Origin of the sequence: Nesterenkonia sphaerica (genome assembly GCF_005771565.1) — a bacterium.
In the GTDB taxonomy this organism is placed as follows: domain Bacteria; phylum Actinomycetota; class Actinomycetes; order Actinomycetales; family Micrococcaceae; genus Nesterenkonia; species Nesterenkonia sphaerica.
Map to the genome: position 1 here is coordinate 276,309 of NZ_VAWA01000001.1, position 22,609 is coordinate 298,917.

Annotated in this window: 22 protein-coding genes and 3 tRNA genes; 7 read left to right on the forward strand and 18 right to left on the reverse strand. The window is 65.0% G+C overall.

Annotated elements, in window-relative coordinates; all coding sequences use genetic code 11:
- Positions 1 to 52: 52 nt before the first annotated feature.
- Positions 53 to 529: a winged helix-turn-helix domain-containing protein gene (locus tag FEF27_RS01315; protein WP_243728906.1), complete on the forward strand. Its 477-nt coding sequence runs from the start codon at positions 53 to 55 to the stop codon at positions 527 to 529.
- 116 nt (positions 530 to 645) lie between these two features.
- Here FEF27_RS01315 and FEF27_RS01320 read toward each other — a convergent pair whose 3' ends face one another.
- Complete coding sequence (locus FEF27_RS01320; protein ID WP_138169069.1) at positions 646 to 1,488, reverse strand: formate/nitrite transporter family protein; 843 nt, start codon at positions 1,486 to 1,488, stop codon at positions 646 to 648.
- A gap of 273 nt (positions 1,489 to 1,761) precedes the next feature.
- On the opposite strand from FEF27_RS01320, the gene FEF27_RS01325 reads away from it, so the two are divergent.
- Positions 1,762 to 2,061 carry a hypothetical protein gene (locus tag FEF27_RS01325; RefSeq protein WP_138169006.1) on the forward strand — a complete coding sequence of 100 codons (300 nt, stop codon included), beginning with the start codon at positions 1,762 to 1,764 and terminating at the stop codon, positions 2,059 to 2,061.
- A gap of 107 nt (positions 2,062 to 2,168) precedes the next feature.
- Here FEF27_RS01325 and FEF27_RS01330 read toward each other — a convergent pair.
- Both FEF27_RS01330 and FEF27_RS01335 read right to left on the reverse strand, forming a co-directional pair.
- A tRNA-Met gene (locus FEF27_RS01330) sits at positions 2,169 to 2,242 on the reverse strand.
- A 203-nt stretch (positions 2,243 to 2,445) separates the two neighbouring features.
- Positions 2,446 to 2,520: transfer RNA gene (locus tag FEF27_RS01335), tRNA-Thr, on the reverse strand.
- 200 nt (positions 2,521 to 2,720) lie between these two features.
- On the opposite strand from FEF27_RS01335, the gene FEF27_RS01340 reads away from it, so the two are divergent.
- Positions 2,721 to 4,277 (forward strand): TIGR01777 family oxidoreductase, encoded by a 1,557-nt coding sequence (locus tag FEF27_RS01340; protein WP_138169007.1) that lies wholly within the window; start codon positions 2,721 to 2,723, stop codon positions 4,275 to 4,277.
- A 202-nt stretch (positions 4,278 to 4,479) separates the two neighbouring features.
- On the opposite strand, the gene FEF27_RS01345 is transcribed toward FEF27_RS01340, so the two are convergent.
- From FEF27_RS01345 to FEF27_RS01395, 11 genes are all read right to left on the reverse strand, one after another.
- Positions 4,480 to 4,956 (reverse strand): pyridoxamine 5'-phosphate oxidase family protein, encoded by a 477-nt coding sequence (locus FEF27_RS01345; RefSeq protein WP_138169008.1) that lies wholly within the window; start codon positions 4,954 to 4,956, stop codon positions 4,480 to 4,482.
- 125 nt (positions 4,957 to 5,081) lie between these two features.
- Positions 5,082 to 6,917: a DEAD/DEAH box helicase gene (locus FEF27_RS01350; protein ID WP_243728907.1), complete on the reverse strand. Its 1,836-nt coding sequence runs from the start codon at positions 6,915 to 6,917 to the stop codon at positions 5,082 to 5,084.
- Between the two features lie 395 nt (positions 6,918 to 7,312).
- Positions 7,313 to 7,759, reverse strand: a complete 447-nt coding sequence (locus FEF27_RS01355) for a DUF4282 domain-containing protein (protein WP_138169009.1) — start codon at positions 7,757 to 7,759, stop codon at positions 7,313 to 7,315.
- An 86-nt stretch (positions 7,760 to 7,845) separates the two neighbouring features.
- On the reverse strand, positions 7,846 to 8,463 hold the full coding sequence (locus FEF27_RS01360; RefSeq protein ID WP_138169010.1) for an MBL fold metallo-hydrolase: 618 nt from the start codon (positions 8,461 to 8,463) through the stop codon (positions 7,846 to 7,848).
- 31 nt (positions 8,464 to 8,494) lie between these two features.
- The gene (locus FEF27_RS01365) at positions 8,495 to 9,592 is read right to left on the reverse strand and encodes an S-(hydroxymethyl)mycothiol dehydrogenase (RefSeq protein WP_138169011.1); all 1,098 of its coding nucleotides are present in this window, start codon (positions 9,590 to 9,592) and stop codon (positions 8,495 to 8,497) included.
- Positions 9,593 to 9,602: 10 nt separating this feature from the next.
- Positions 9,603 to 10,532, reverse strand: a complete 930-nt coding sequence (gene fdhD / locus FEF27_RS01370) for a formate dehydrogenase accessory sulfurtransferase FdhD (RefSeq protein WP_138169012.1) — start codon at positions 10,530 to 10,532, stop codon at positions 9,603 to 9,605.
- Positions 10,533 to 10,534: 2 nt separating this feature from the next.
- Positions 10,535 to 11,758 carry a molybdopterin molybdotransferase MoeA gene (locus tag FEF27_RS01375; RefSeq protein WP_208009562.1) on the reverse strand — a complete coding sequence of 408 codons (1,224 nt, stop codon included), beginning with the start codon at positions 11,756 to 11,758 and terminating at the stop codon, positions 10,535 to 10,537.
- Between the two features lie 28 nt (positions 11,759 to 11,786).
- Positions 11,787 to 12,095, reverse strand: coding sequence for a DUF6457 domain-containing protein (locus FEF27_RS01380; RefSeq protein WP_243728909.1), 309 nt, complete (start codon positions 12,093 to 12,095; stop codon positions 11,787 to 11,789).
- Between the two features lie 76 nt (positions 12,096 to 12,171).
- Positions 12,172 to 12,804, reverse strand: a complete 633-nt coding sequence (gene mobA / locus FEF27_RS01385) for a molybdenum cofactor guanylyltransferase (protein WP_138169014.1) — start codon at positions 12,802 to 12,804, stop codon at positions 12,172 to 12,174.
- Between the two features lie 29 nt (positions 12,805 to 12,833).
- Positions 12,834 to 14,003, reverse strand: a complete 1,170-nt coding sequence (locus tag FEF27_RS01390) for a cystathionine gamma-synthase (RefSeq protein WP_138169015.1) — start codon at positions 14,001 to 14,003, stop codon at positions 12,834 to 12,836.
- Positions 13,996 to 15,531 (reverse strand): pyridoxal-phosphate dependent enzyme, encoded by a 1,536-nt coding sequence (locus FEF27_RS01395; protein ID WP_138169016.1) that lies wholly within the window; start codon positions 15,529 to 15,531, stop codon positions 13,996 to 13,998. Before FEF27_RS01395 ends, FEF27_RS01390 begins: the two co-directional genes overlap by 8 nt.
- A 95-nt stretch (positions 15,532 to 15,626) precedes the next feature.
- Between FEF27_RS01395 and FEF27_RS01400 the strand changes: the two genes are divergently transcribed.
- Entirely contained in the window at positions 15,627 to 16,655 is a 1,029-nt protein-coding gene (locus FEF27_RS01400; RefSeq protein WP_138169017.1) for a DNA-3-methyladenine glycosylase family protein, read from the forward strand.
- Here FEF27_RS01400 and trxA read toward each other — a convergent pair.
- Positions 16,652 to 17,065: a thioredoxin gene (trxA, locus tag FEF27_RS01405; protein ID WP_481850140.1), complete on the reverse strand. Its 414-nt coding sequence runs from the start codon at positions 17,063 to 17,065 to the stop codon at positions 16,652 to 16,654. The two genes, FEF27_RS01400 and trxA, sit on opposite strands and share 4 nt — an antisense overlap.
- Positions 17,066 to 17,178: 113 nt before the next feature.
- Positions 17,179 to 17,260, reverse strand: a tRNA-Tyr gene (locus FEF27_RS01410).
- Positions 17,261 to 17,381: 121 nt separating this feature from the next.
- On the opposite strand from FEF27_RS01410, the gene FEF27_RS01415 reads away from it, so the two are divergent.
- Together FEF27_RS01415 and FEF27_RS01420 are read left to right on the forward strand one after the other, a co-directional pair.
- Complete coding sequence (locus FEF27_RS01415) at positions 17,382 to 18,257, forward strand: GntR family transcriptional regulator (RefSeq protein ID WP_138169019.1); 876 nt, start codon at positions 17,382 to 17,384, stop codon at positions 18,255 to 18,257.
- Between the two features lie 46 nt (positions 18,258 to 18,303).
- Positions 18,304 to 18,792 carry a YajQ family cyclic di-GMP-binding protein gene (locus FEF27_RS01420; protein WP_138169020.1) on the forward strand — a complete coding sequence of 163 codons (489 nt, stop codon included), beginning with the start codon at positions 18,304 to 18,306 and terminating at the stop codon, positions 18,790 to 18,792.
- Between the two features lie 29 nt (positions 18,793 to 18,821).
- Here FEF27_RS01420 and FEF27_RS01425 read toward each other — a convergent pair whose 3' ends face one another.
- Positions 18,822 to 20,054, reverse strand: coding sequence for a Na/Pi symporter (locus FEF27_RS01425; RefSeq protein WP_138169021.1), 1,233 nt, complete (start codon positions 20,052 to 20,054; stop codon positions 18,822 to 18,824).
- Between the two features lie 231 nt (positions 20,055 to 20,285).
- Here FEF27_RS01425 and FEF27_RS01430 point away from each other — a divergent pair, with 231 nt between their 5' ends.
- Positions 20,286 to 21,158 (forward strand): M48 family metalloprotease, encoded by an 873-nt coding sequence (locus FEF27_RS01430; protein WP_138169022.1) that lies wholly within the window; start codon positions 20,286 to 20,288, stop codon positions 21,156 to 21,158.
- On the opposite strand, the gene FEF27_RS01435 is transcribed toward FEF27_RS01430, so the two are convergent.
- Positions 21,149 to 22,576, reverse strand: a complete 1,428-nt coding sequence (locus FEF27_RS01435) for an FAD-dependent oxidoreductase (protein WP_138169023.1) — start codon at positions 22,574 to 22,576, stop codon at positions 21,149 to 21,151. The two genes, FEF27_RS01430 and FEF27_RS01435, sit on opposite strands and share 10 nt — an antisense overlap.
- Positions 22,577 to 22,609: the final 33 nt, after the last annotated feature.

Sequence of the window (22,609 nt, forward strand, 5' to 3'; positions counted from 1 at the left end):
ATCTGCGAAGAGCCCCTTTACCGCGGCGCCGGCAGTGGAAGCTTTTCTCGGCGTGGCCCAGCAGTATGGCAAGCGCGAGGAACTCATCGCTGCTCTTCAGACGGATGTCCTCACCGCTGCAGTAGGTGCGGTGACCGCGCACCCCTTAGCCGAGGCGGGCGTGGAGGCGATTGTTCCACACCGGTGGCGTCTTGGTGCGCTGATCAAGAAGGTCTGTGACCATTTGGAGTCCCATCACATCGTCAGGGCTGAAACTGCCCATGGCACCATGGAGATCCGCGGACACCAGGTGCGATTTCCGCACACTCCCACCGCACCTGTGCGCCTCTCGCCGGCTCCCCTAGCTCTGCTGCGCGAACTGGTGATGGCGGACGGTACGGTCCTCAGCCGAGAAGAGCTGCTGGAGATGTTGCCCCTCTGCGACAGCGAACGCGCTTTGGAGATGCTGGTCTCGCGCCTCCGGAAATCGCTTCAGGCCCCTGCTGTGGTGCAGACGGTGGTCAAGCGGGGCTACAAGCTCGCGGTCTGAACCTTTTCGGAGAGCATCTTTGGGCGGCTCCGGTGCGGACGCCAGAAACCCCACCCCGGGCCCGGGCGCCACATAGTCATCCATGTCGGCCGTTCCGCGCGGTGGGGTGAACCGGTTCAGACACCTGCTGGCTGTGCTTCGTTCATCGCCGGGTTTTCTCTGCTGGGCCGGGTGCGCCGGTGAGTGATGTAGATGGTCAGTCCCACGAATGTCAGTCCCCCAATCAGGTTCCCCAGAACGGTGGGGATCTCATTCCATATGAGGTAGTCGATGACGGTGAAATCTCCGCCCATCAGGAGAGCGACGGGGAAGAGGAACATGTTCACAATCGAGTGCTCGAATCCCATGTAGAAGAAAAGCATGATGGGCAGCCACATGCCGATCACTTTTCCTGGCACACTGTCTGACATCATGGCGGCCACTACGCCGGTGGAGACCATCCAATTGCAGAGAATGGCCCGGACGAACAGCGTCAACATGCCTGCTGCTCCGTATTCTGCATATCCGACGGTTCTGCCGTGGCCGATCTCCATCAGGGCCACCCCTACCGCATCGGGTGGAGTGGCGAACCCGGTCGTGAAGTAGATAGCCATGAGCACCGCCACGGTGAACGCCCCGAAGAAGTTACCGAGGAACACCAGACCCCAATTGCGGAACATGGACTTCACGGTGACTCCGCGGCGCTTGTCCAACAGCGCCAGTGGGACCAGTGTGAAGACACCGGTGAGTAGGTCGAAACCCATGAGGTAAAGCAGCACGAATCCGACGGGGAACAGCATCGCTCCCACGAGTGCGCTGCCGGTCTGCGCAGTGATAGTGATGGCGAATGCGGCGGCGAGCCCGAGGATGGCTCCGCCCATATAGGCCCGGATGATGGTGTCGCGAGTGGACATGAATGATTTTTGGGCACCGGCGTCGATCATGCGGACGGCCAAGTCTGAAGGTTTCACATAGGACATGGGACTCTCTTCCTCCTGAAGAACCACCCCGGGATGCGGGGACGAGTCCTTCCAGAGTGTCTGGGCGGCGTTTCCGGGGGATTGTGTCGCCATTAAGTCGGTGCAACGCTCATCTCACAAGTCGTGCCCAGGTATGTGAGATCAATACCAGCGTGGTCGAGGTGGGTCGGCCGGGAGAACCTGTCATTGCGTGCCGACCGGAGTAATGTTGCGGTACCACAGGCGCCAATCGTGTGACGCCCGGGATTATGCCTCTTCCGCAAGGAGGACATCATGGCCAAGACCTTCCAACGCGTGATCGGCGTGGCGATATTGCTCGGCGCGGGAGCCCTGAGTCTCCCGGTGGCGGCGTCGTTCTTGGACGGCCCAAGCACCGACAACTGGATCGTCCCCGCACAAATGGGGGCCATGGCGGTCATCGGTGCGGTGTGCGGTCTTGCATTGCCGGCCATGGTGCCGGCCGGTGCCTCCACCCCAGTCCGCGCACTCTTCGGTACCGGCTTGGGCCTGCTTGCGGCGGCGGTCGGGCTAGGTATCTTCTGGATCCTGCTCAACGGCCTCGGTGGCGCCTGAGTGCCCCTCGCCGGACGGGAAGACAAGCCGCTGCATGTGAAATGGGCCTCCTGCTGGTGCGTACCAGCTGGAGACCCATTGTCATAGTTGCGGGAACAGTTCCCCTGTAGCGGTGGGGGGGCTCGATCCCCCGACCTCACGATTATGAGTCGTGCGCTCTAACCAGCTGAGCTACACCGCCACGACCATATCCGCCCTTGAGAAGCACCGGAGGGAGCTTTCAGTGCGGAAATGTCCAAGGAGCTATTTTTCCACACGCGCTTCACCTGGTCAAAGCGCCTCAGGCGGTGCGTAGGCGCTCACATTTCTGACAAGTATGGCCCGGGCGCAGGATCCTCGCACCTCACTGGTGGGGGAAGGATTGCTGTGCCGCGGGCCATACGGTGGAGCCCCAACCGGGAATCGATCCCGGGACCTCAGTCTTACCAAGACTGCGCTCTACCACTGAGCTATTGGGGCAACGGCAGTAAACATTAGCACTGGTGCCGACTCTCCCTCAAATTCGTCACCGCCGTTGCGTCGAGGTCCTGAAAGGTCTCCGGCTCCCCCAAAGGAGAGGCGTCTTCAGCGCACACTCGCGCGGCGGTGCTACGGTCTTCCCAATTGGCCCACCGCTTTCTTGCGGTCACGGGTCCTCGGCGAGACTTTCAGGAGTTCTGATGCCCCAGTTCCAGTACGAGACGTATCTGCCGTTCCCACGTGAGGACGTTTTCACCTGGTACACCCGACCCGGCGCGCTGACACGGCTCCACCCTCCGTTTGCAGGTTCAGTCGTCGAGGAGCCCGTCGGCGGACCGGTCAATGGTGCAGGCTCAGTCATCAGGCTGAACCTCCCCGGACTTCTGGGGACGAGTGCAGCCGCTGCCGCGGCGTCGCTGAGTACCGTGCTGCCCTTCCGGATACCCAGCAGCCTGACCTGGACCTCACGCCATGAGGACTTTGAGCAGGGTCGCAGCTTCAGTGATGTCATGGTCTCCGGGCCGATGCGCCGTTGGCAGCATGACCGGCGGTTCAGCGACGAGGGCGCCGGGACCATATTGCAGGAGACGGTCACCTACGAGTTCCCCCTCCTTCCGCGGCTGCCCCACGGGGTGGGCAGTCTCATCGACAGGCTGTTCAGTGACGAGCTGCGGCGCATCTTCGACTTCCGCACCCGGCAGACCACTGAGGACCTGGCCTTCCACCAGAGCCATGGAACCCTCGCCACGCAGCAATACACGCGCCAGGACGGCCCCGCCCCCACGCGACAGGTGCCCCGTGTGGTGGCGGTCTCCGGCGCCTCGGGGTTGATCGGCACCCAGGTGTGCGCCCTCCTCGGCGGAGCAGGCATTCAGGTGCGGCGCCTGGTGCGCCGGGACCTCAGCGGCGAGTCCAGCCGAAGTCCCGGCGCCGGACCTGGGGCCAGTACAGACATCCGGTGGGACCCGGCGGGCGGGCGAATTGACGAGGTCGCACTTGCTGAGGTGGACGCCGTGATTCACCTCGCTGGGCACCCACTGGCCTCCCGCTTCACTGCTGAACACAAGCGCCGGGTCCGCGACTCCCGGATTGCGGGCACCACTGTGATCGCCGATGCACTCGCACGTGCGGAACGCCAGGACGGGCGTGGCAGGGCGCTGATCAGCGGCTCGGCCATCGGATGGTACGGCGCAAGCCCGGTTGACCGAACTCACCGGAAGACGGTGCTGGAGGAGACCACCCCGGTGGGCACCGATTTCCTGGCAGGGGTGTGTCACGCCTGGGAAGAGGCGGCGCGCCGGGCCGAAGCGTCTGGTGTGCGGGTGGCCATGATCCGCACCGGGATTGTGCAGTCCCCCTCCGGCGGTGCGCTGCAGCAGCTGCTTCCGCTCTTCGCAGCCGGCGCCGGCGGCCCGCTGGGCCGGGATCAGGTGCAGAGCTGGATCAGCCTCGATGACCTGGCGGCACTGATTGTGCACCTGCTGCTGAACCCCGATGCTGAAGGTCCGGTCAACGGTGTGGCGCCCCACCCGGTGACCGCGCGTGAGTACGCCACCACGCTGGGCAATGTGTTGCGCAGGCCTTCGGCTATTCCCGTGCCGGCCTTCGGGCCGAAGCTCCTGCTGGGGAGCGAAGGTGCCCACGAGATTGTGCTTGCTGACCAGCACGTCAGCGCTGAGCGCGCGGTGCAGCTAGGCTACGGCTTCCGCCATCCGCACCTGGAGACCGCGCTGCGGCACAGTCTGGGCCGCAGCTGAACGACTCCCGCACGGTCACGCGACTGGCCGCTGGTTCACTGCTACATGGAATGGGATGTCAGGGGCGGCAATGCGCAGTTGTCCCATAGAATGTCCCATTTCAGGCGCGAGAAGTGGCTTAAACGCAACATCCGGTGGGACTTCCCGCGTATGTCACGCCGGTGTCCTACCGGATGTTGCGCCGATCGACGGGATCCGTGGTTCAGAGGCCGACGCGGCCTTTGTCCCCCATATGGGGCGTGCCCTCGGATACGGCAGAGGCCACAAGCTTCACCAGCGCCACCGCCTTGCCGGGGCCCTCCCAATAGTGAGCGTTGTCCGGTTCCACCCGGAGCAGTCGAGCCTCGGGGTCTTCTGCCCCCTCGGCGAAGTAGGCTTGCGCCCCGAGGTCCTTCAGCTCCAGCTTCTTCTGCGCGTCGTCGACCACAGTGGCCGTGCCGGTGACAGAGATCCACGTCTTGTCAGCAACGAACGCAAGGTTGACGTGCCCGTCGCCGAGCACCTCCTCGTTCTTCTCAGACCCGGCCGGGGTGAAGAACCATAGCTGATGCTGGTCATCGATGTGGCTCACCGCCATGGGCCGGGAGACCAGCCGCTGAGCGGAGTCCACCGTGGTGAACATGCACGTGCCGATGTCGTTGAGTCGGGTGATGAGGTCCTGAGCGGTGAGGTCAGTCATCACTGGTCCTTTCCCTCGGTGCTGGGGTACCGATGCAGTGTACTCAGACGCATCTGGTCAGCAGCTCCAAAGGCGCCCTGGAGCGCCTCGACGGACTCCCCAGGACGGCCTCGGCAGTGACGCCCCTATCGGTCGCGCCACCGCGGCTTCTTCGGGCCTTTCTTGGCGGGTCGGTCATTGTCGAACCCGGTGCGGCGCTTTCCCGCGTCGCTCTTCCTGCCACCGCTGAACGTTCCGTGCGGACCCGAGTCACGTTCCAGCCTGATCAACTCACCGCCGATCCGAGTCTTTGACAGCGCAGCCCACTGGTCCTTGGTCAGCGTCTCGGGAAGCTCCACCAATGAATGCGTGGGACGGATGTCGATGCTTCCAATTTGGCGTGCCGAGAGTCCTGCCTCATTAGCGATGGCGCCGACGATGTGGCCGGGGGCGACACCTGCTTGCCGGCCGACAGCAATCTTGTACATGGCGTTTCCGGGGCCCGCCACGGCAGGGGCTCCCTTGGCACGCGGTGCCCGCTCCCGGGCAGCGCCGTCTCGGGGGCCGCGATCACGCGCGGTGCGGTCTTCCCGATCGAAGTTCTGTGCGGCGCGAGCCAGCTCATCCTCTGCCTTTTCATCCAACAACAGCGGCCGGCCGTCGTGGACGACCGCCACCAGTGCTGCCGCAACATCCTCAGCCGGAGTATTGTGCTCAGCGACATAGCTGGTCACCAGGTCCCTGTAGTCCTCCAAATCCTCGGTGGCCAGGGTCTGTGTGATCCGCTCCGAGAACCGGTCCAGCCGGGAGGCGTTGACGTCAGCGACAGTGGGCAGGTTCATCTGCTCCACCGGCTGGCGTGTGGCCTTCTCGATCGACCGCAGCATGCGCCGCTCCCGGGGCGTCACGAACAGGATGGCCTCCCCGGAACGGCCGGCGCGGCCGGTGCGGCCGATGCGGTGCACATACGACTCAGTGTCCAGAGGGATGTCGTAGTTGAAGACATGGCTGATGCGTTCCACGTCCAGCCCACGGGCAGCCACGTCGGTGGCCACGAGCAGGTCGATCCGTCCGTCTTTGAGCGACTCCACCGTCTTCTCCCGGAGGTTCTGCGGGATGTCCCCGTTGATGGCGGTGGCGCGGAACCCACGGGCGGTGAGCTTATTGGCGACCTCTTCAGTGGCTGATCGGGTCCGGACGAACACGATCGCGGCATCGTGCGGTTCGGTCTCCAGAATGCGGACCAGAGCTTCGGGCTTGGCGTGGTGTTTGATGAAGACGAACCGTTGGCGAATGTTCGCACTTGTGGTGGTCTTGGCCTTGACCGACACCTCCACCGGATCGTTGAGGTAGTCCTCCGAGATCCTGCGAATGGCTTTGGGCATCGTCGCTGAGAACAGCGCCACCTGCTTGTTGTCAGGGGTCTGGGCGAGGATCTTGTCGACCTCCTCGGCGAAGCCCATGCGGAGCATCTCATCGGCCTCGTCCAAGATCAGGTGCTTGACCTCGCTAAGGTCCAGTGAGCCTTTGGACATGTGATCGATGACCCGTCCTGGGGTCCCCACAATCACGTTCGCGCCTCGGCGAAGCCCCTGCAGCTGCGGACCGTAGGGGGCCCCGCCGTAAATCGGCAGCACCGAGATGCCTTCAAGCTGAGCCGAGTAGGAGGAGAACGCCTCTGCGACCTGGATGGCCAGTTCCCGGGTGGGCGCCAGAACCAGCGTGTTGGGCAGGGGGCCGAGGTCTCCGGCGGCGTGGTCCTCTGCCATATGGGTCAGGGCCGGCAGCGCAAACGCTGCCGTCTTGCCGGTGCCGGTCTGAGCGAGACCGACGACGTCCCGGCCCGCCACGAGGTGCGGAATGGTCTCCGCCTGAATGGGGGACGGGGTCTCATAGCCCATCTTCTCGATGGTGCCCAGCACGTGTGGGGAGAGTCCGAGGGCGCTGAATGGTGGCAGATCAGGTTGGGTGGTTTCGGTCACGGTGACTCCTTGTCACATTGGTGCGGCGACGTCCCCGCCGCCTGTCTCAACAGTGCATGAGTCTTCAGACCACTGGTGCTCGAACGGCTGGCGCTTCGCGCAGCCGTGCAGGGGCACAGCAGGATTCATCATGTGATATCACGCTGGACAGTTCACGGGGACGGACCACGAGGGTTTTCCGGAATCGACCCGTGACGAAATCAACGCTCAACTGGACCTACCGACCGGAGACCGGGCGAGCCAGGAGTCTGCACAGATAAACGGGATTATCCGGAGTGTGCTCACCCAGTCTACGCTACGGCGGCGGGATTTCGAAAAGCTGGGCACAGTGGGGCCACTGGCGCGCAGGATCCGGGCGGGGGAGGTCACTTCGCCCCGCCGGCGGCCGTGGGTCTTCAGCGGCGCTCGGCCAGCTCCCGGCGCAGGTTCTCCAGCTCAGTGGTGGTAGCCGCCGTGTTCTGCGCGGTACGGATCATTGAGACATACAGCTCCAGGGTCAACCGGATGAGGATCAGGTAGAACGGGGCGGCCACAAGCACGAGCAGCAGCATCAGTAGGCCTGCCGCTGGCTCCTCGGTCATGGTGATGAACGAGACAATAATCCCCACCAGCGCAAGAATCCCAATCAGCAGCAGCGCAATCCCGTAGATGATCGCAGCGAACTTGATGGTGACAAAGCTTCGGAAGCTGAAGTCGAACAGTGCTCTGAAGAAACCAGCGGCGTTGGGATTCTGCTCCCGGGGCGCGTGGTACCCCTGGAACTGCTGCGGTGGGCTCTGGGGCGGCTGGTGTGGATCCGGCTGCGGCTGGTCCCCGTTGGGCGGTGTAGGTGGCTGGGTCATGGTCCCTCCCTCACTGTCAACTGCGAATGTGGACGAGATCACAACGTCGCCCACTCTTCAGCCTACACACTGGAGGTTTCTCGCTTCTAGATGTTGGAAGCTTCTTCACCGATAGTCGTCGAGGGACCGTGGCCGGTGTGCACCACCGTCTCGGCGGGGAGGTCGAGCAGCCTAGTCCGGATCGAGTCGACGATGGTGTCGAAGCTGCTGTAAGACCGCCCCGTAGCCCCTGGTCCGCCCTGGAACAGGGTGTCTCCGGAGAACAGGACGGGGTTGTCCCCCAAGTCCGTCGAATAGAAGCAGGTGGACCCCGGAGAGTGCCCCGGGGTGTGGATCGCGCGGAGTGCGGCGCCCGCGACCTCGAAGGTGTCTGCGTCGGCAATCTCAGCATCAGGGCCGGTGTGCCCATGAACCTGATCCCACAGCATTCGGTCTTCGGGATTGAGGTGGATGTTTCCACCAATCTTCTCCCGGACCTCCAGGGCCTGACGGATATGGTCGTCGTGGCCGTGGGTGAGGAGGATTGCGGCGACTCTCCTGCCGCTGACCGCTGAGGCGACGGCGTCTGCGTCGTGGGCGGGGTCTATGACGATGACCTCGTGGTCGTCGCCGACGATCCACACGTTGTTCTGCACCTCCCACGTGCCGCCGTCCAGCGAGAAGGTGCCCGAGGTCTCCAGATGCTCAATGCGTGCATTCTTCATTTTTTCTCCTGCTCCGTGGTCGCTGCTGGTCTCATGCGGAGAGCTCAACGACAGTGCGCAGCACGTCGCCGCGGTTCATGGTGTCGAAGGCCTCCTGCACCTTGTCCAGGCTAGTGCGTTCGGTGACGAAGGCATCGAGGTCAATCCTGCCCTGCCGGTAGAGGTCCACCAGCATCGGGAAGTCACGTGAGGGCAGGCAGTCGCCGTACCACGAGGACTTCAGCGCCCCGCCCCGGCCGAAAACCTCGATCAGCGGCAGCTCGATGCTCGCTGAAGGGTCAGGGACACCCACCAGGACCACTCGTCCGGCAAGATCGCGGGCGTAGAACGCCTGCCGGTAGGTTTCCGGACGCCCGACGGCGTCGATCACGGCGTCTGCGCCGAATCCCCCGGTCTGTGCCCGGACCGCCTCGACCGGGTCAGTCTGCCGGGAGTTCACGGTGTGCGTGGCACCGAGCCGGCGCGCCTGTTCCAGCTTCCGGTCATCGATGTCCACGGCGATAATGGTGGTGGCTCCGGCGAGCTTCGCGCCGACCACGGCTGCGGTGCCGACACCCCCGACGCCGATGACGGCGACGGATTCACCGCGCTGGACCTGTGCGGTGTTGAGCACTGCTCCGATCCCGGCCATGACTCCGCAGCCCAGGAGCCCGACGGCGGCATTCGCAGAGTCAGGCACGTCGTCAATCACCGTGCACTGTCCCGCGGCCACCAGGGTCTTCTCGGCGAACGCACCGATGCCCAGAGCCGGTTCAAGTTCTGTGCCATCGGTCAGGGTCATCTTCTGCGAGGCGTTGTGCGTGTCAAAGCAGTATTTGGGCTCGCCTTTCCGGCAGGCTCGGCACTCGCCGCAGACGGCGCGCCAGTTGAGGATGACTTTGTCGCCGACGGCAACGGAGGTGACTCCCTGGCCGACCTCCGCGACCCGGCCGGTGGCTTCGTGTCCGAGCAGGTAGGGGAAGTTGTCCCCCACCTCACCCTGCTGGAAGTGCTGATCGGTCTGGCAGACCCCGCAGGTGAGGACGTCGACGACGACCTCACCGGGTCCCGGGTCAGGGACGATGATCTGATGGATCTCAGCGGCGGCGTTCTTCTCGGCGACAACCACGGCGTTGACGGTGTGGGGCATTGCAGGCTCCTTATCGAGGGGATGGTCGAGGTGCTGCACTGACGGCCTCCTGGGACGGCCAGTCTAGCCTCGCCTTGATCCGATGACTGTGGGTGTAGATGTTTGCGCTGTGCCCACGGGAGAATCCGACCAGAGTCAGCCCAGCGCGTTCGGCAAGGTCCACCGCCAAGGAAGAGGGCGCTCCCACGGCGCTGAGCATCTCGATTCCCGCCAGGGCCGCCTTCTGCACCAGTTCGAACGAGGCCCGGCCCGATACCTGCAGCACAGTCCCCGCCAGCGGCAGCTGATCCTCCAGGAGCGCCCACCCCACGACTTTGTCGACCGCATTGTGACGGCCCACGTCCTCACGGAGGCACATCAGCGTCCCCCCGGCGTCGAAGAGTCCAGCGGCATGGACTCCCCCGGTCTTGGCGAAGATCTTCTGGTGCTCCCGCAGCGTATCCGGCAACTGCAGCATGGTTTCCGCAGTGATGCTGAGACCGGGCCCCCGGCCGGAGGCGGCCGGCAGCGTCTTCTCCACCGCATCGATGGAGGCAGTCCCGCATATGCCGCAGGCTGAGGTGGTGAGCACGTGGCGCCGGCCGCCGGCCACCGGCTGGACTCGCTGCGGATCCACCGCGCAGTCAATGACGTTATACGTTTGATTTCCCAGTTCGTCAGTACCGGCGCAGTAGCGCATGCTGTGCAGATCCTGCGCGGAGCTCAGCATGCCCTCGGCAACCAAGAACCCGGCGACGAGCTCGAAGTCATTGCCTGGGGTCCGCATGGTCACGGTGAAAGACTCGCCGCCGAGCCGGATCTCCAATGGTTCCTCCGCTGCGAGGACGTCCTGTTTGGTGCGCAGGGCGAACCTTTCCGCAGACCCTTCCGCGGTGGTGTGTGAACTTTGACCGTCGCGGTAGACCCGGGTGACCTGCTTGCGCTGCGTGATGCGTCCCATTGTCAGTCTCCCTGCAGGGGTCGAGCCGGGGGTGAGGCCCCTGGCACATCCAGACATTCCACCGGCGTTCCGGCTGGTGCTCCGCCGGCGGGGACCACGGCGAAGGCGTGCGCCTGAGCCAGGCCGCGCATCATATGCGCCTTGCTATGTGAAACGGGGTGGACGGCGTGGTCGCGGATCTGGGCCGGTATGATCCGGACTCCAGCACGGGGGCCCTGCAGGTCACTTCCGGCAGGGCGCGTGCACGAGGTCACTGCAGGCACGGCCCCGCGCAGCGCTCGGATGAGAGGTTCTCCCAGGACGGCGAGCGCGGTGAAGCCGGCCAGCGGGTTTCCGGGCAGCCCGAGAACAAGCGTGCTGCCCCGGCGAGCCAGCAGCGCCGGGTGCCCGGGCCGCATCTGTACGGACTCCACCAGAATCTCTGCGCCGAGGCGAGCCAGCGCCGGACGCAGCACATCGGCAGCAGAGCCCGCAGTTCCGCCGGTGGTGATGATGAGGTCAGCGGAGGCTGAGTCAATCAGCTCAACCACGGCGGCGACGTCGTCCTCAGCTCTGCGGGAATCAGCCAGCTCGGCGCCCATAGCGGAGATCATCGCCGGCAGCGCCAGGCCGAAGACGTCGCGGACCTGGCCGATTCGCGGAATACCGGAGGTGATGACTTCCCCGCCGGTGAGAATCAGGCGCACTCGTGGAGCCGGGACCACGGTGAGTGTGTCGTGTCCGGCTACGGCGGCGGTGGCAGCTATGGCGGGGGTCACCACCTGCCCGGGGGAGCACAACAGCTGGCCGCTCTTGGCCTCAGCGGCCGCTGGCCGGATGTTCCGTCCCGGTTCCAGGTCCGGTGTCGCAGAGTGGGACCTCAGCTGCGCGGCCTCGGCAGCGGTGCTGACCACCTGACCGTGCTCCGTGCGGAGGACCGAATGCGTGCCGGCTGGAACAGGCGAGCCGGTGACGATCTCGGCCGCCTCCCCGGGAGCAAGTGCTTCCAGCACAGCGTCGGGGCGCTGGGCACCCTCGCCTCTGAGCCTCCACTGAGGCTGATCCGTGAGGCTGACTGCCCAGCCGTCCATGGCGGAGGTGGCCGTATGGGGGATGTCCAGCTGCGCAGTGATGGGTTCGGTCAACAGGCCCCCGATGCTGTCTTTCAGGCCACGCTGCACCGGGGGGAGCGTGGCTGCGGCCCCGGCGGTACGCCGGGCTTCCGCGTAGGAGGCTGGGGAACTCACCATGGCATCGTGGGACACGAGGGCTTGATCACTTGGGCGCCTGGGAGCGCTGTTGCAGCCGGTTTCGCGTCACCTGCGTCGCCGCCTTCAGCGCCTTGTGGTGATCGGCTTGGCCGGATGCCTCGGCCAAGCCGGTGACATAGCCGAGTATGAAGGTAGTCACCGGCGCGGCTGGCCGGACGACGGTGTGGGCGGCCTCACCGGCTATCCTCAGCAGCTCGTCAATGTCCACCTCGGTGTCCTCGATCTCGAGATGATGCGTCAGTTCCGTGACCCACTGCTCAATTGCTTCGTGAACCGGTGGCTGAGCCGGTGCGGGGTGGTCAGCGTCTGCCATGGGACTCCTTGCGGTTTTCGTCACTGCCGGTGGGGCCGTCGTGACCAGACTCTCATATCGCTCGGACCACAGGGGACTAGATCGGGCCCTCCGCGGGGGGCAGCTCGATACTGTGCCGTCTGGCGTCCTCGGCCGTGTCGACGTCATTGCCCATCTCGGAGGGGAGTACCGGGTGCGCAGCTGACACCCCGTCGATCAGCCAGCGCAGCGACTTCCCGGCTGCCTGAGAGGGCTCCAGACGCTCCACCCGTTGGCCCAGCCAGGCCAGGCGGACGGCGCAGCTGAGCATCTGGAGCCTGCCGTGAGCGTCCTGCGGGACTACTGCATCATGACCATCTGGCCTCAACACCGGCAGCCGGGGCCGCAGCCAGTCCAGCAGCGGTCCCGGGTCCACTGTGTCCACCGACAGCAGCAGCACCGCCGCATCGGGCTCGTCAGTCGCTGCCGGAGGCAGGGCGCGCACTCCGGCGCAGACAGCTGCGGCGGGGCCGCTCAGCGGCGGCTGCTCACGGGTCAGCCGAAGGTGTACCGGCAGGTGCGGACGCAGATGCGCGGGCCCGACGACGACGCCGGTGACACCGCGCTCGTCAAGCGCTGCTGTCCAGTGGTCCAGCAGGGTGCGCCCCTGGCGGATCAGCAGGGCTTTGTCCCTGCCCTCAAGCCGGCTGCCGGCCCCTCCGGCCAGCAGCACCGCGTGAACTGAGCTCATGGGCGGCTGGAGAAGAGTCCGCTGTTCCTTTACAGCCCAGCCAGGGACTGTTCCAGATCCTCGACGAGGTCTTGGACGTCTTCAATGCCGACCGAGAGCCGCAGCAGGTTCTCCGGCACCGCCAGTTCCGTACCGCGGACCGAGGCGTGGGTCATCTCATGCGGATAGTTCATCAGGGACTCCACGCCGCCGAGCGACTCGGCCAGAATGAAGTACTTGGTGGCTTCAGCGACCTTGCGGGCTGCCGGTTCTCCTCCTGCCAGCTGGAGCGAGACCATGCCGCCGAAGCTGCGCATCTGAGTTGCCGCCAGCTCGTGTCCGGGGTGGGAGGCCAAGCCGGGGTAGAGCACCCGCTCAATGGCGGGGTGGCCGTCAAAGTGCTCCGCAATGGCCTGCGCGTTGGAGCAGTGCCGGTCCATCCGCACACCAAGGGTCTTCAGTCCACGGGTGGTCAGGTAGGCGTCGAGAGGGCCGGAGACCGCTCCGACGGCGAACTGCTGGAAGGCGATCTTCTCCGCCAGCTCATCGGCTGCGTCATCGGAGCCCAGGACTGCGGCTCCCCCGACCACGTCCGAGTGCCCGCCGATGTACTTGGTGGTGGAGTGGACCACCACATCGGCGCCCAGCCGCAGCGGCTGCTGCAGGTAGGGGGTGGCGAAGGTGTTGTCCACCACCAGCAGAGCGGAGTGGGCGTGGGCCAGCTGCGCCAGTGCAGCGATGTCGGTGATCGCCATCAGCGGGTTCGACGGGGTCTCCACCCACAGCAGGGTTGCCTCTGGGTGTTCCAGTTCGGCTGCCACCCGGTCGTGGTCGCTGAGGTCCAGCGGCGTATTGGACACTCCCCAGGCGGAGTGGACCTTGTCGAAGAGGCGGAACGTTCCGCCGTAGGCATCGTTGCCCATAACAATCCGCTGTCCCGGGCGCATCAGCGCACGGATGACTGCGTCCTCCGCTGCCAGCCCGGAGCCGAAGCTGAAGGCATGATTGCCGCCCTCCAGGGCCGCCAGCTGGGTCTGCAGCGCTGAGCGGGTGGGGTTACCTGCCCGGCCGTAATCATAGCCGTTGCGCAGGTTGCCGATGCCGTCGGGCGCGTAAGTGGTGGAGAAGTGGACCGGAGGCACCACGGCACCGAAGACCTGGTCCACTTCCTGTCCGGTGTGGATGGCGTGGGTGGAGAACCCGGGATCGTGGTTACTCATCGATCGTGTCTTCCTCTCTCTTGGCGCTCGAAAGGTGGGCCAGCAGGTCATTGCGGGTCAGTACCCCGACAATATCGCCCTGGTCGGCCACCAGCAGGGTGGGGTTCACGCGCAGCTTCGCGAGGATGTGCGGAATGGGCTCAGTGATGCCCACCAGCGGGAGGTTGTCGTTGAGGTGCTCGGAGACCAGATCGTCGGAGGCGGCATGCCCCTCGATCACATCTTCTGACAGGTGCGCCACGTCCACCACTCCGTAGACCTCCCCGATACGGGCGGTGCCTCCGGGCCGGTCGATCACCGGCACAATGTCGACGCCGTACCGGTTCATCACGCTGACCGCTTCCCGCAGAGTGGTATCCCGGGTGATGGAGATAACCTCCGGCAGCGCGTTGGAGAACATGTCCCGCTTGGCCCGCAGCAGCTCCGCTGCGGTGGTGTGGGCCGCGCCGGTGCTCTGTGCCGCTGCCGGGGCGGCCGCAGCGACTTTGCCTTCGCGCACTGCTGCGCTGATCTGCTCGGTGGAGCTGACGCTGATCTCGGTGCCGGTGGAGGTCGACACCACAGCTCCGAACCCATGGTCGATCATCCACTGGTCGTTGAATATCTTTCCCAAGTATCCGCGGCCGGAGTCCGGCAGCACAGTCACCACCACGTCGTCGGGCCCCAGGTCCTTGGCCACGCGCAGAGCCGCAGTGACGGCGAGGCCCGAGGAGCCGCCGACCAGCAGTCCCTCTTCAGTGGCGAGCCTGCGGCACATGGCGAAGGACTCCGCATCAGTCACCGCGTGCTTCTCATCGGGGATCGTGGGGTCATAGTTGGGCACCCAGATGTCCTCCCCCACACCCTCGACGAAATACGGCCTCCCGTCTCCGCCGGAGTAGACCGAGCCGTCGGGATCAGCCACCACCACCCGCACGGGACCGGAGGGCCGGTCCGCGGAGACCTCTTTGAGGTAGCGTCCAGTACCGGTGACGGTACCTCCGGTGCCCGCGCCGACCACGAAGTGAGTCAGCTTGCCGTCCGTATCAGCCCAGATCTCTGGGCCGGTGGTCTCATAGTGGCTGGCTGGTGCGCCGGGGTTGGAGAACTGGTCCGGCTTATAGCCACCCTCGATCTCACGGGCGAGCTGGTCGGAGATGCCGTAGTAGCTCAGCGGCGAATCCCCGTCCACACCCGCTGGGCCCACCACCACATCTGCTCCGTAGGCCCGGAGCACGTCCCGCTTCTCGACACCGACCTTGGGGACGGTGACGAACACTGCGCGGTAGCCCTTCTGCTGGGCGACCAGCGCGAGCCCCACTCCAGTGTTGCCGGAAGTAGGTTCCACCACCACGCCGCCGGGCGCCAGCTGGCCCGACTTCTCGGCGTCTTCGATCATTTTCAGGGCAATCCGGTCTTTGATGGACCCACCGGGGTTGAGATACTCGAGCTTCGCCAGAACTGTGGCCTCGATGCCTTCAGTGACTCTGTTGAGGCGGACTAGGGGTGTACCGCCGATCAGCTCGACGACGGACTGGGCGTATTTCATAGCTCTCAGCGTACCGGCGCGCACCCCGGCGCCCCAGTCCCCTGCGACTTGTGACGCAATAATGCCCCCGCCCGCGGGAGCGTTAGAGTGGCCCGGTGACGTTAGAGGCGGTCAGGGTGGTGGATCTGGGGGCGCCCTTCGATCTTCCGCGAACCATCTCTGTGCTGCAGCGCGGGCACGCCGACCCCTCAATCAGGGCCGACCCCGGCACGTTCCGCGGCGGGGTGCGCGGAACCCCCGGGGCCGGCGCGTGGATGGCCCAGCGGCAGTACGACCCTGCAGGCCAGCACATGGGGGCGGCGACCCTGCGGTTCGACCAGCTTGATGCGTCCCGGGTCCGTGTGCGCGCCGTCGCGGACAGTGAGGCAGCCCTGGTCTCGGCACTGGGCCGGTCAGCCACCGCCCTGGGAGCCCAGGATGACTGGACCGAGTTGGAGCTGCTGCTCGACGCCCTGGGAGACCTGGTCTCCACGACGCTGGCGCAGGTCCGGCGCCGCCATCCCGGTGTCCGGCTTCCGGCCACGGGCGCACTTTTTGACCAGCTGGTCACAGCGACATTGGAACAGAAAGTCACTCACGGAGAAGCCAGGCACGGATGGCGTCAGCTCCTGCGGCGCCACGGGAATCCTGTGCCCTCCTGCGCTTCGCTGCCGGCGCCGTCATGGCTGCGTCTGCCGCTGACGGCCCACCAGCTCAAACGGGTCCCCAGCTGGCAGTGGCACCAGATGTGGGTCCAGCCTCCGCTGTCGCGAACCATCCTTCGCCTGGCCGACCGGGCTGGGAGCATCCACCGGCTGGGCCACTCCACTGCCACGGAGACCGGCAGCGTCGGTGCCCTGGCGGAACAGCTTCAGGTCATCCCCGGGATAGGCCGGTGGACCACGGCCGAAGCGCTGCAGCGCTCCCACGGGGCTGCAGACCTTCCCGCCGTGGGGGACTACCACCTGGCCCACTTTGTCGGCGAAGCACTCACGGGCAGGCGCACTGACGATGCGGGGATGCTTCAGCTGCTGGAGCCGTTCGAGCCGCACCGGCAGCGGGTGATCCGGTTGCTGAAACTCTCCGGCTTCCGCGGAGAACGTTTCGGGCCGCGCTTAGAGCCGGCAGACCACCGGGGACGCTAGTCCTGCTGGGGGGCTTCAGCCTCGTCCTGCTCAGCGACCTGCTTGTGCACCTCGTCCATATCGAGGTCTTTCACCGCGGTCACCACCTGGTTCAGCTGCTCGGCGTTCAACGCACCCGGCTGTGAGAACACCAGAACCTTCTCGCGGAACGCCATCAGTGTAGGAATGGAGCTGATCTGGGCAGCTGCAGCCAGCTCCCGCTCAGCCTCAGTGTCCACTTTGCCGAAAGTGATCTCTGGGTGCTGCTCCGACACCTGCTCGTAGACCGGAGCGAACTGTTTGCACGGACCGCACCAGTCGGCCCAAAAATCGATGAAGAGAATATCGGACTCCTCCAGCGTCTTCTGGAAGTCTTCAGAGGTCAGTTCCGTGGTAGCCATGGCCGCCACAATACGGCAGAGCGTAGGCATTGTGCAGTGCGAAGCCGCATTAAGCGCCCGGCGAATCCAGGAAAACTGTTCAGCGGCCCGTGTTCCGCAGAAGGACTCCGGGCCGCTGAGTGCCTGCGCTGCGAGCGCATACGTGGCGGGTGAGGGATTCGAACCCACGTAGGCAGTGCCAGCTGATTTACAGTCAGCCCCCTTTGGCCGCTCGGGTAACCCGCCGTGTTCGGCGCGCCCGAGCGCAAGCACCGGACAACTTTACCGCACCCTGACCGCAATTCTCGAATCCTGCCGGCGAGTAGTATGGCATCCAGATTGGCCGCCAGAATCGGAGACCCTCCATATGTCTGACCTTGACGCAGAAGACCTCGCCGGCCGGCTGCCTGATCGGACACCGGCGGGGATTGCCGACCGCATTTCAGAACTGATCGAGATGAAGGTGCTGCCGGCGGACTCCCGGCTGCCCACCGTGCGGGATTTGGCCCAGGAGCTCGGCGTCAGCGTGGGCACTATCGCTCAAGCCTGGAGCCAGCTGCGGGAGCGGGGATTGGTGGAGACCCGACGTCGCGGTGGCACCCGGGTGTTGCCACGTCCGCGGCGCCGTGCGGAGGACTTTTCCGGTCCCGGATCGCCACTGAAGCGCATGGGTCTGCTCATCTCTGGTGTCAGCGGCCCCGATTCCAGCAGTGCGCTTGAGGCTGTGCTGCGGATCGTGGTCCGCGCCGAAGAACTGGGGTTCGACGCTGCCTGCCTCGCGACTGGACCGGACCCGGACGGGATTCGAGCTCCGGTTCCGGTGCTGGCCGCTGCCTCCCAGCGCACGTGCCGGATCGGTCTGCTCGCTGAAGTCTCGGACTCCGCCTGGGGTACCGCGCAGGAGCTGCCCGCCGACCTTGAGACGCTGAGTCTGCTCTGCCGCGGGCGGCTGACTGTGGCTCGCCGCGGCCAGCACGTGGTCCGCACCGCGCTGCCCACTGACACGGCGAGCCCCGAGCAGGAGCGTCGATTCAATGACGTCGCCGCGGAAGAGCCAGCGGGTGCGCTGACCGGGCTCAGTGACGACATTGCCGATGAACTCCTGCAGGACCCGGAGTACGCCAGCGGCGGCGAGGTCCTCTTTGCGCTTCCGCCCGGGCTGGAAGAGGCCGACTGTCTCCACCTGCTCGCCGAGCTGACCACCAGGCTCGGCCCGGCCCTGGGCTGGAAGCCCGAGGCGTAGGCGAGCGGCATCCTGCACACCCCAACACAAGAAGACAAGGAGCCATATGGCTAAGGAATCGACATTCGACATCGTCTCCAAAGTGGACGCCCAGGAGGTGTCCAATGCGCTGAACCAGGCGTCGAAGGAGATCGCTCAGCGGTACGACTTCAAGGGCACCGGCGCGTCTGTGGAGCAGAACGGTGAGTTGATCGTTGTGACCGCAAACGCTGAAGAGCGTGTCAAGGCCGCCAATGATGTCCTGGAGAGCAAGCTCATCAAGCGGGGGATCTCGCTGAAGTCCTATGAAACCTCAGAGCCGAAGCAGTCTGGCAAGGTCTACCGGATCGAAGGTCAGATCAAGGAGGGAATCGACCAGGCCACGGCCAAGAAGATTTCAAAAATGATCCGCGATGAGGGACCCAAATCGGTCAAGGCTCAGATCCAAGGTGATGAGCTGCGGGTCTCCTCCAAGTCCCGCGATGACCTCCAGGCGGTCATTGCGTTGCTGAAGGACTTCGAGGACGCTGATCTGCAGTTCATCAACATGCGCTGAAAACCCCCCGCGGCGACCCCCGGTGGCGCTCAGAGCAGGAAGATCAGCGCCAGGGGCAGGGCCACGAAGACGCCCAGGACCCAGGCCAGCGCCACCGGGGTACGCTCAGCAGCCAGCCCGGAGAGCCATTCAGCGCCCTTGAGCGGAATGTCCCGCATCACTGGGATGCCGTAGATCACGGCTGTGCCCAGCACGTTGAAGAACAGGTGCACCAGAGCTGCGGTGAGCGCAATGGTGCCCATTTCACCGTCGAAGGCGAAAGCCGCCACCAGAGCCGTGATGGTGGTGCCGATGTTCGCACCCAGTGCAAAGGGGTAGAGCTGGCGCAGGCTCAGCGCCCCCGAGCCGGCCAGCGGGACCATCAGTGCGGTGGTGGTGGACGAGGACTGGACCATAACCGTGACCACAGCACCGGACCCGATCGAGGTGATGGGACCGCGCCCGATGGCGGAGTTCAGCACCCGTTGGGCCCGGCCCACCAGCAGTGCTCGGAGTTTGCGGCCAATGAGGTTGATCACTGCCAGGATCAGTGCGATGGCGACGACGATCATCGCCACACCTGCCCAGATTCCCGGCAGCCAGCTCAGGCTCCAGGTGATCAGCTGCGCCAGGGGCGTCGTCGCCCCCTTCACCACGGTACCCAGGCCGCCGAAAATCATGGCGATGATGCCGCCATCGGTGCCGGACAGGGCGGAGGCCGAGGCTGAGGCGATGCGTTCGAGCAGTCCGAACGCGATCTCCAGGGGCAGGAAGATCGCCACGGCGAGCAGATTGAAGAAGTCATGCACGGTGGCGGCGGCGAACCCGCGCCGGAACTGGGCCTTGTCCCGGACCATACCGAGGCTGACCAGCGTATTGGTCAGGGTGGTGCCGATGTTTGCGCCCAGGATGATCGGCACGGCGATGCTCAGCGGCAGTCCGCCAGCCACCAGACCCACGGTCACCGAGGTGGTGGTGGAGGAGGACTGGCTCAGCGCGGTCGCAGCGATGCCGATCATCAGACCCACAATGGGGTTGGCCGCGAATTCGAAGAGCGAGGACGCCTGATCACCTGCGGCGAGGGAGAAACCCGAACCGATCACGTTCACTGCGGTGATGAGCACATAGACGCAAGCCGCCACGATCAGCCAGTTGAGAACGTTGCCCGTCTTGGTGGACAACCGGTGGTGCAGCCCTCCGGGAAGCCGGGGGGTGGCGGCGGTGCCAGCAGCTGTGGGGGTGGTGAGCGTTTCGAACTTCTCCGGTGCTGGCAGTACAGCCATCAGCTCTCCGTTCGTGCATGAATGAGGGATGATCCTCGGCGGTCCTGGAAGTCTCCAGTTGCTCTGTCCTGAGCAGGCTGACAGTCGAAAGTGAACTGCAGGTAAACAATCTGGGAACATGGTTCAAAAGATCGAAACCGTGACCAAGATCTCGTGGAACACCGCGGCTTAGAATGGCGTTGATCGAGGTGAAATCCTCACCACCGGAGCCCTAGATTCAGGAGTCACAAGATGCACCACCATCACGGACGGCTGCGCACTGTAGGACTGTTGGCGTTCCTGTTCGCCATGGTGCTGATGGTCGGAGCCATTGTGGCCTACTCAGTGCAGAGCCCCGCTGTGCTGTTCATCTTCGCGGGTATCGGCCTGTTCTCTGTGGCCTATTCCTACTGGAACTCGGACAAGATCGCGATCCGGGCGATGAAGGCCTACCCAGTCAGCCGGGAGCAGGCCCCGGCACTCTATGAGATGGTCGAGGAGCTGGCTCATCGTGCGCAGTCGCCAGTGCCGCGCATTTTCGTCTCCCCTCAGCCGACGCCCAATGCTTTCGCCACCGGCCGCGACCCGGAGCGGGGTGTGGTGTGCTACACCGAAGGCATCTTAAACCTGCTCACCCCGCGTGAGCTGCGCGCCGTCACCGGCCACGAGCTGATGCACATCTACAACCGGGACATCCTGATCTCCTCCGTGGCCGCTGCCGTGGCCGGGTTCCTCACCACCATCACGCAGTTCTTCATACTGTTCGGCGGAGCCCGCGGCCGCGGCGGCGGCAACCCGCTGGCGCTGGTCGGGGGCCTGTTGGCGGTGATCCTGATGCCGCTGGCGGCAAGCCTGATACGTTCGGCCATCAGCCGCACCCGCGAATACGACGCCGACGCCGATGGGGCCGAGCTCTCCGGGGACCCGCTGGCCCTGGCTTCAGCTCTGGACAAGCTGCAGAACGGCATTTCCCGGGTTCCGCTGAAGGAAGACCCGAAGCACGACGCGCACGCTCACATGATGATCGCCAACCCGTTTGGTCCACGGGCTCGGCAGATGTTCTCCACCCATCCGCCGATGGATGACCGGATCGCGCGTCTGAAGGAGATGGCTGGTCAGCGCTGAGCTCGGCTGATTTTCACCATATCCGCGCGCGGAACCACCTTCACGCGCTCACGCGTGACCTGACCGTTCTCCGAGGCTGCCTCCCCGAGTGCCAGCTCATGCTCGTCGAGTTTCAGCCAGCCTTCCCAGGTGGTGTACTCGACGCCCCTGGCTTCCAACAGCTGAACTATTGACTCCTCCTGGGGGTGCTGCGCCGGCGGCAGCCGGTCCAAGTCACTGATGAGGCAGTCGATCGTTTCCAGGGCGTCACCTTTGGTGTGTCCGATCAGCCCGACCGGGCCGCGCTTGATCCATCCGGTGGCGTATGTTCCCGGCACGTGGTGCCCATCCTCGTCCAGCACGCGGCCAGCTTCATTGCGTACCACCCCGCGCTTGGCATCGAAGGGAATACCTTCAATCTCCGACCCGAAATAACCGATGGCGCGGTAGACCGCCTGGACGGGGTAGTCCTGGTACTCACCAGTGCCCTTCACATTGCCCGTCCCGTCCAGCTCCATGCGCTCGAACCGGATTCCGGCCACCTTTCCGGTGCCGGCCCCCGTGCTGTCCCGGCCTTCGAGTATCTCCACCGGTTGGTGCAGGAAGTGCAGGTGCAGTCTGCGCGAGGCCTCCTCAGTGCGTTCCTCTTGCTCCACCATCCAGTTCGCCAACGTGTTCACCATGGTCTTGATCTGGTTGTTGGACTTGATGGCCTCATCGGAGGCCTCGTCGAAGTCAAAGTCCTCCTCGTAGAGGACGATGTCGACGTCCTCTGAGTGGGAGAGCTCACGCAGCTCCAGCGGGGTGAACTTCACCTGGGCGGGTCCGCGTCTGCCGAAGACATGCACGTCCTTGACCGGCGAGGATGCCAGCCCTTGATACACATTGTCGGGAATCTCAGTGGTGAGCAGGTCATCGGGCTGCTTGGAGAGCACCCGCGCCACGTCCAGAGCCACATTGCCGTTGCCGATGACCGCGATCTGCTCGGCCTCCAACGGCCATTCGCGCGGGTAGTCCGGGTGACCGTCGTACCAGGAGACGAAGTCAGCGGCGCCGAAGGAGCCTTCCAGCTCGACTCCGGGGAGGTCCATCTGTGCGTCCTTGACGGCACCGGTGGCGAAAATGACGGCGTCGTAGTGGGCTCTGAGGTCCTCAATGCTCAGGTCCGAACCGATGTCCACGTTGCCGAAGAGTCGGACGTCACCACGGTCCATCACCTTGTGCAGCGCCTTGATGATCCCCTTGATCCGCGGGTGATCCGGTGCCACGCCGTAACGAATGAGGCCGAAGGGGGCAGGGTACCGGTCAAAGAGGTCGATGGAGAAGCGCAGATCGCGCTTCTTCTGGGCTTTGGCCAAGATGTCCGATGCGTAGACCCCTGCGGGACCTGCACCGACAACTGCCACGCGGGTGGGTCGGGAGGTGTGAGTCTCAGACACTGTGCGGCGGGTTTCCTTTCGATGAACGCGACT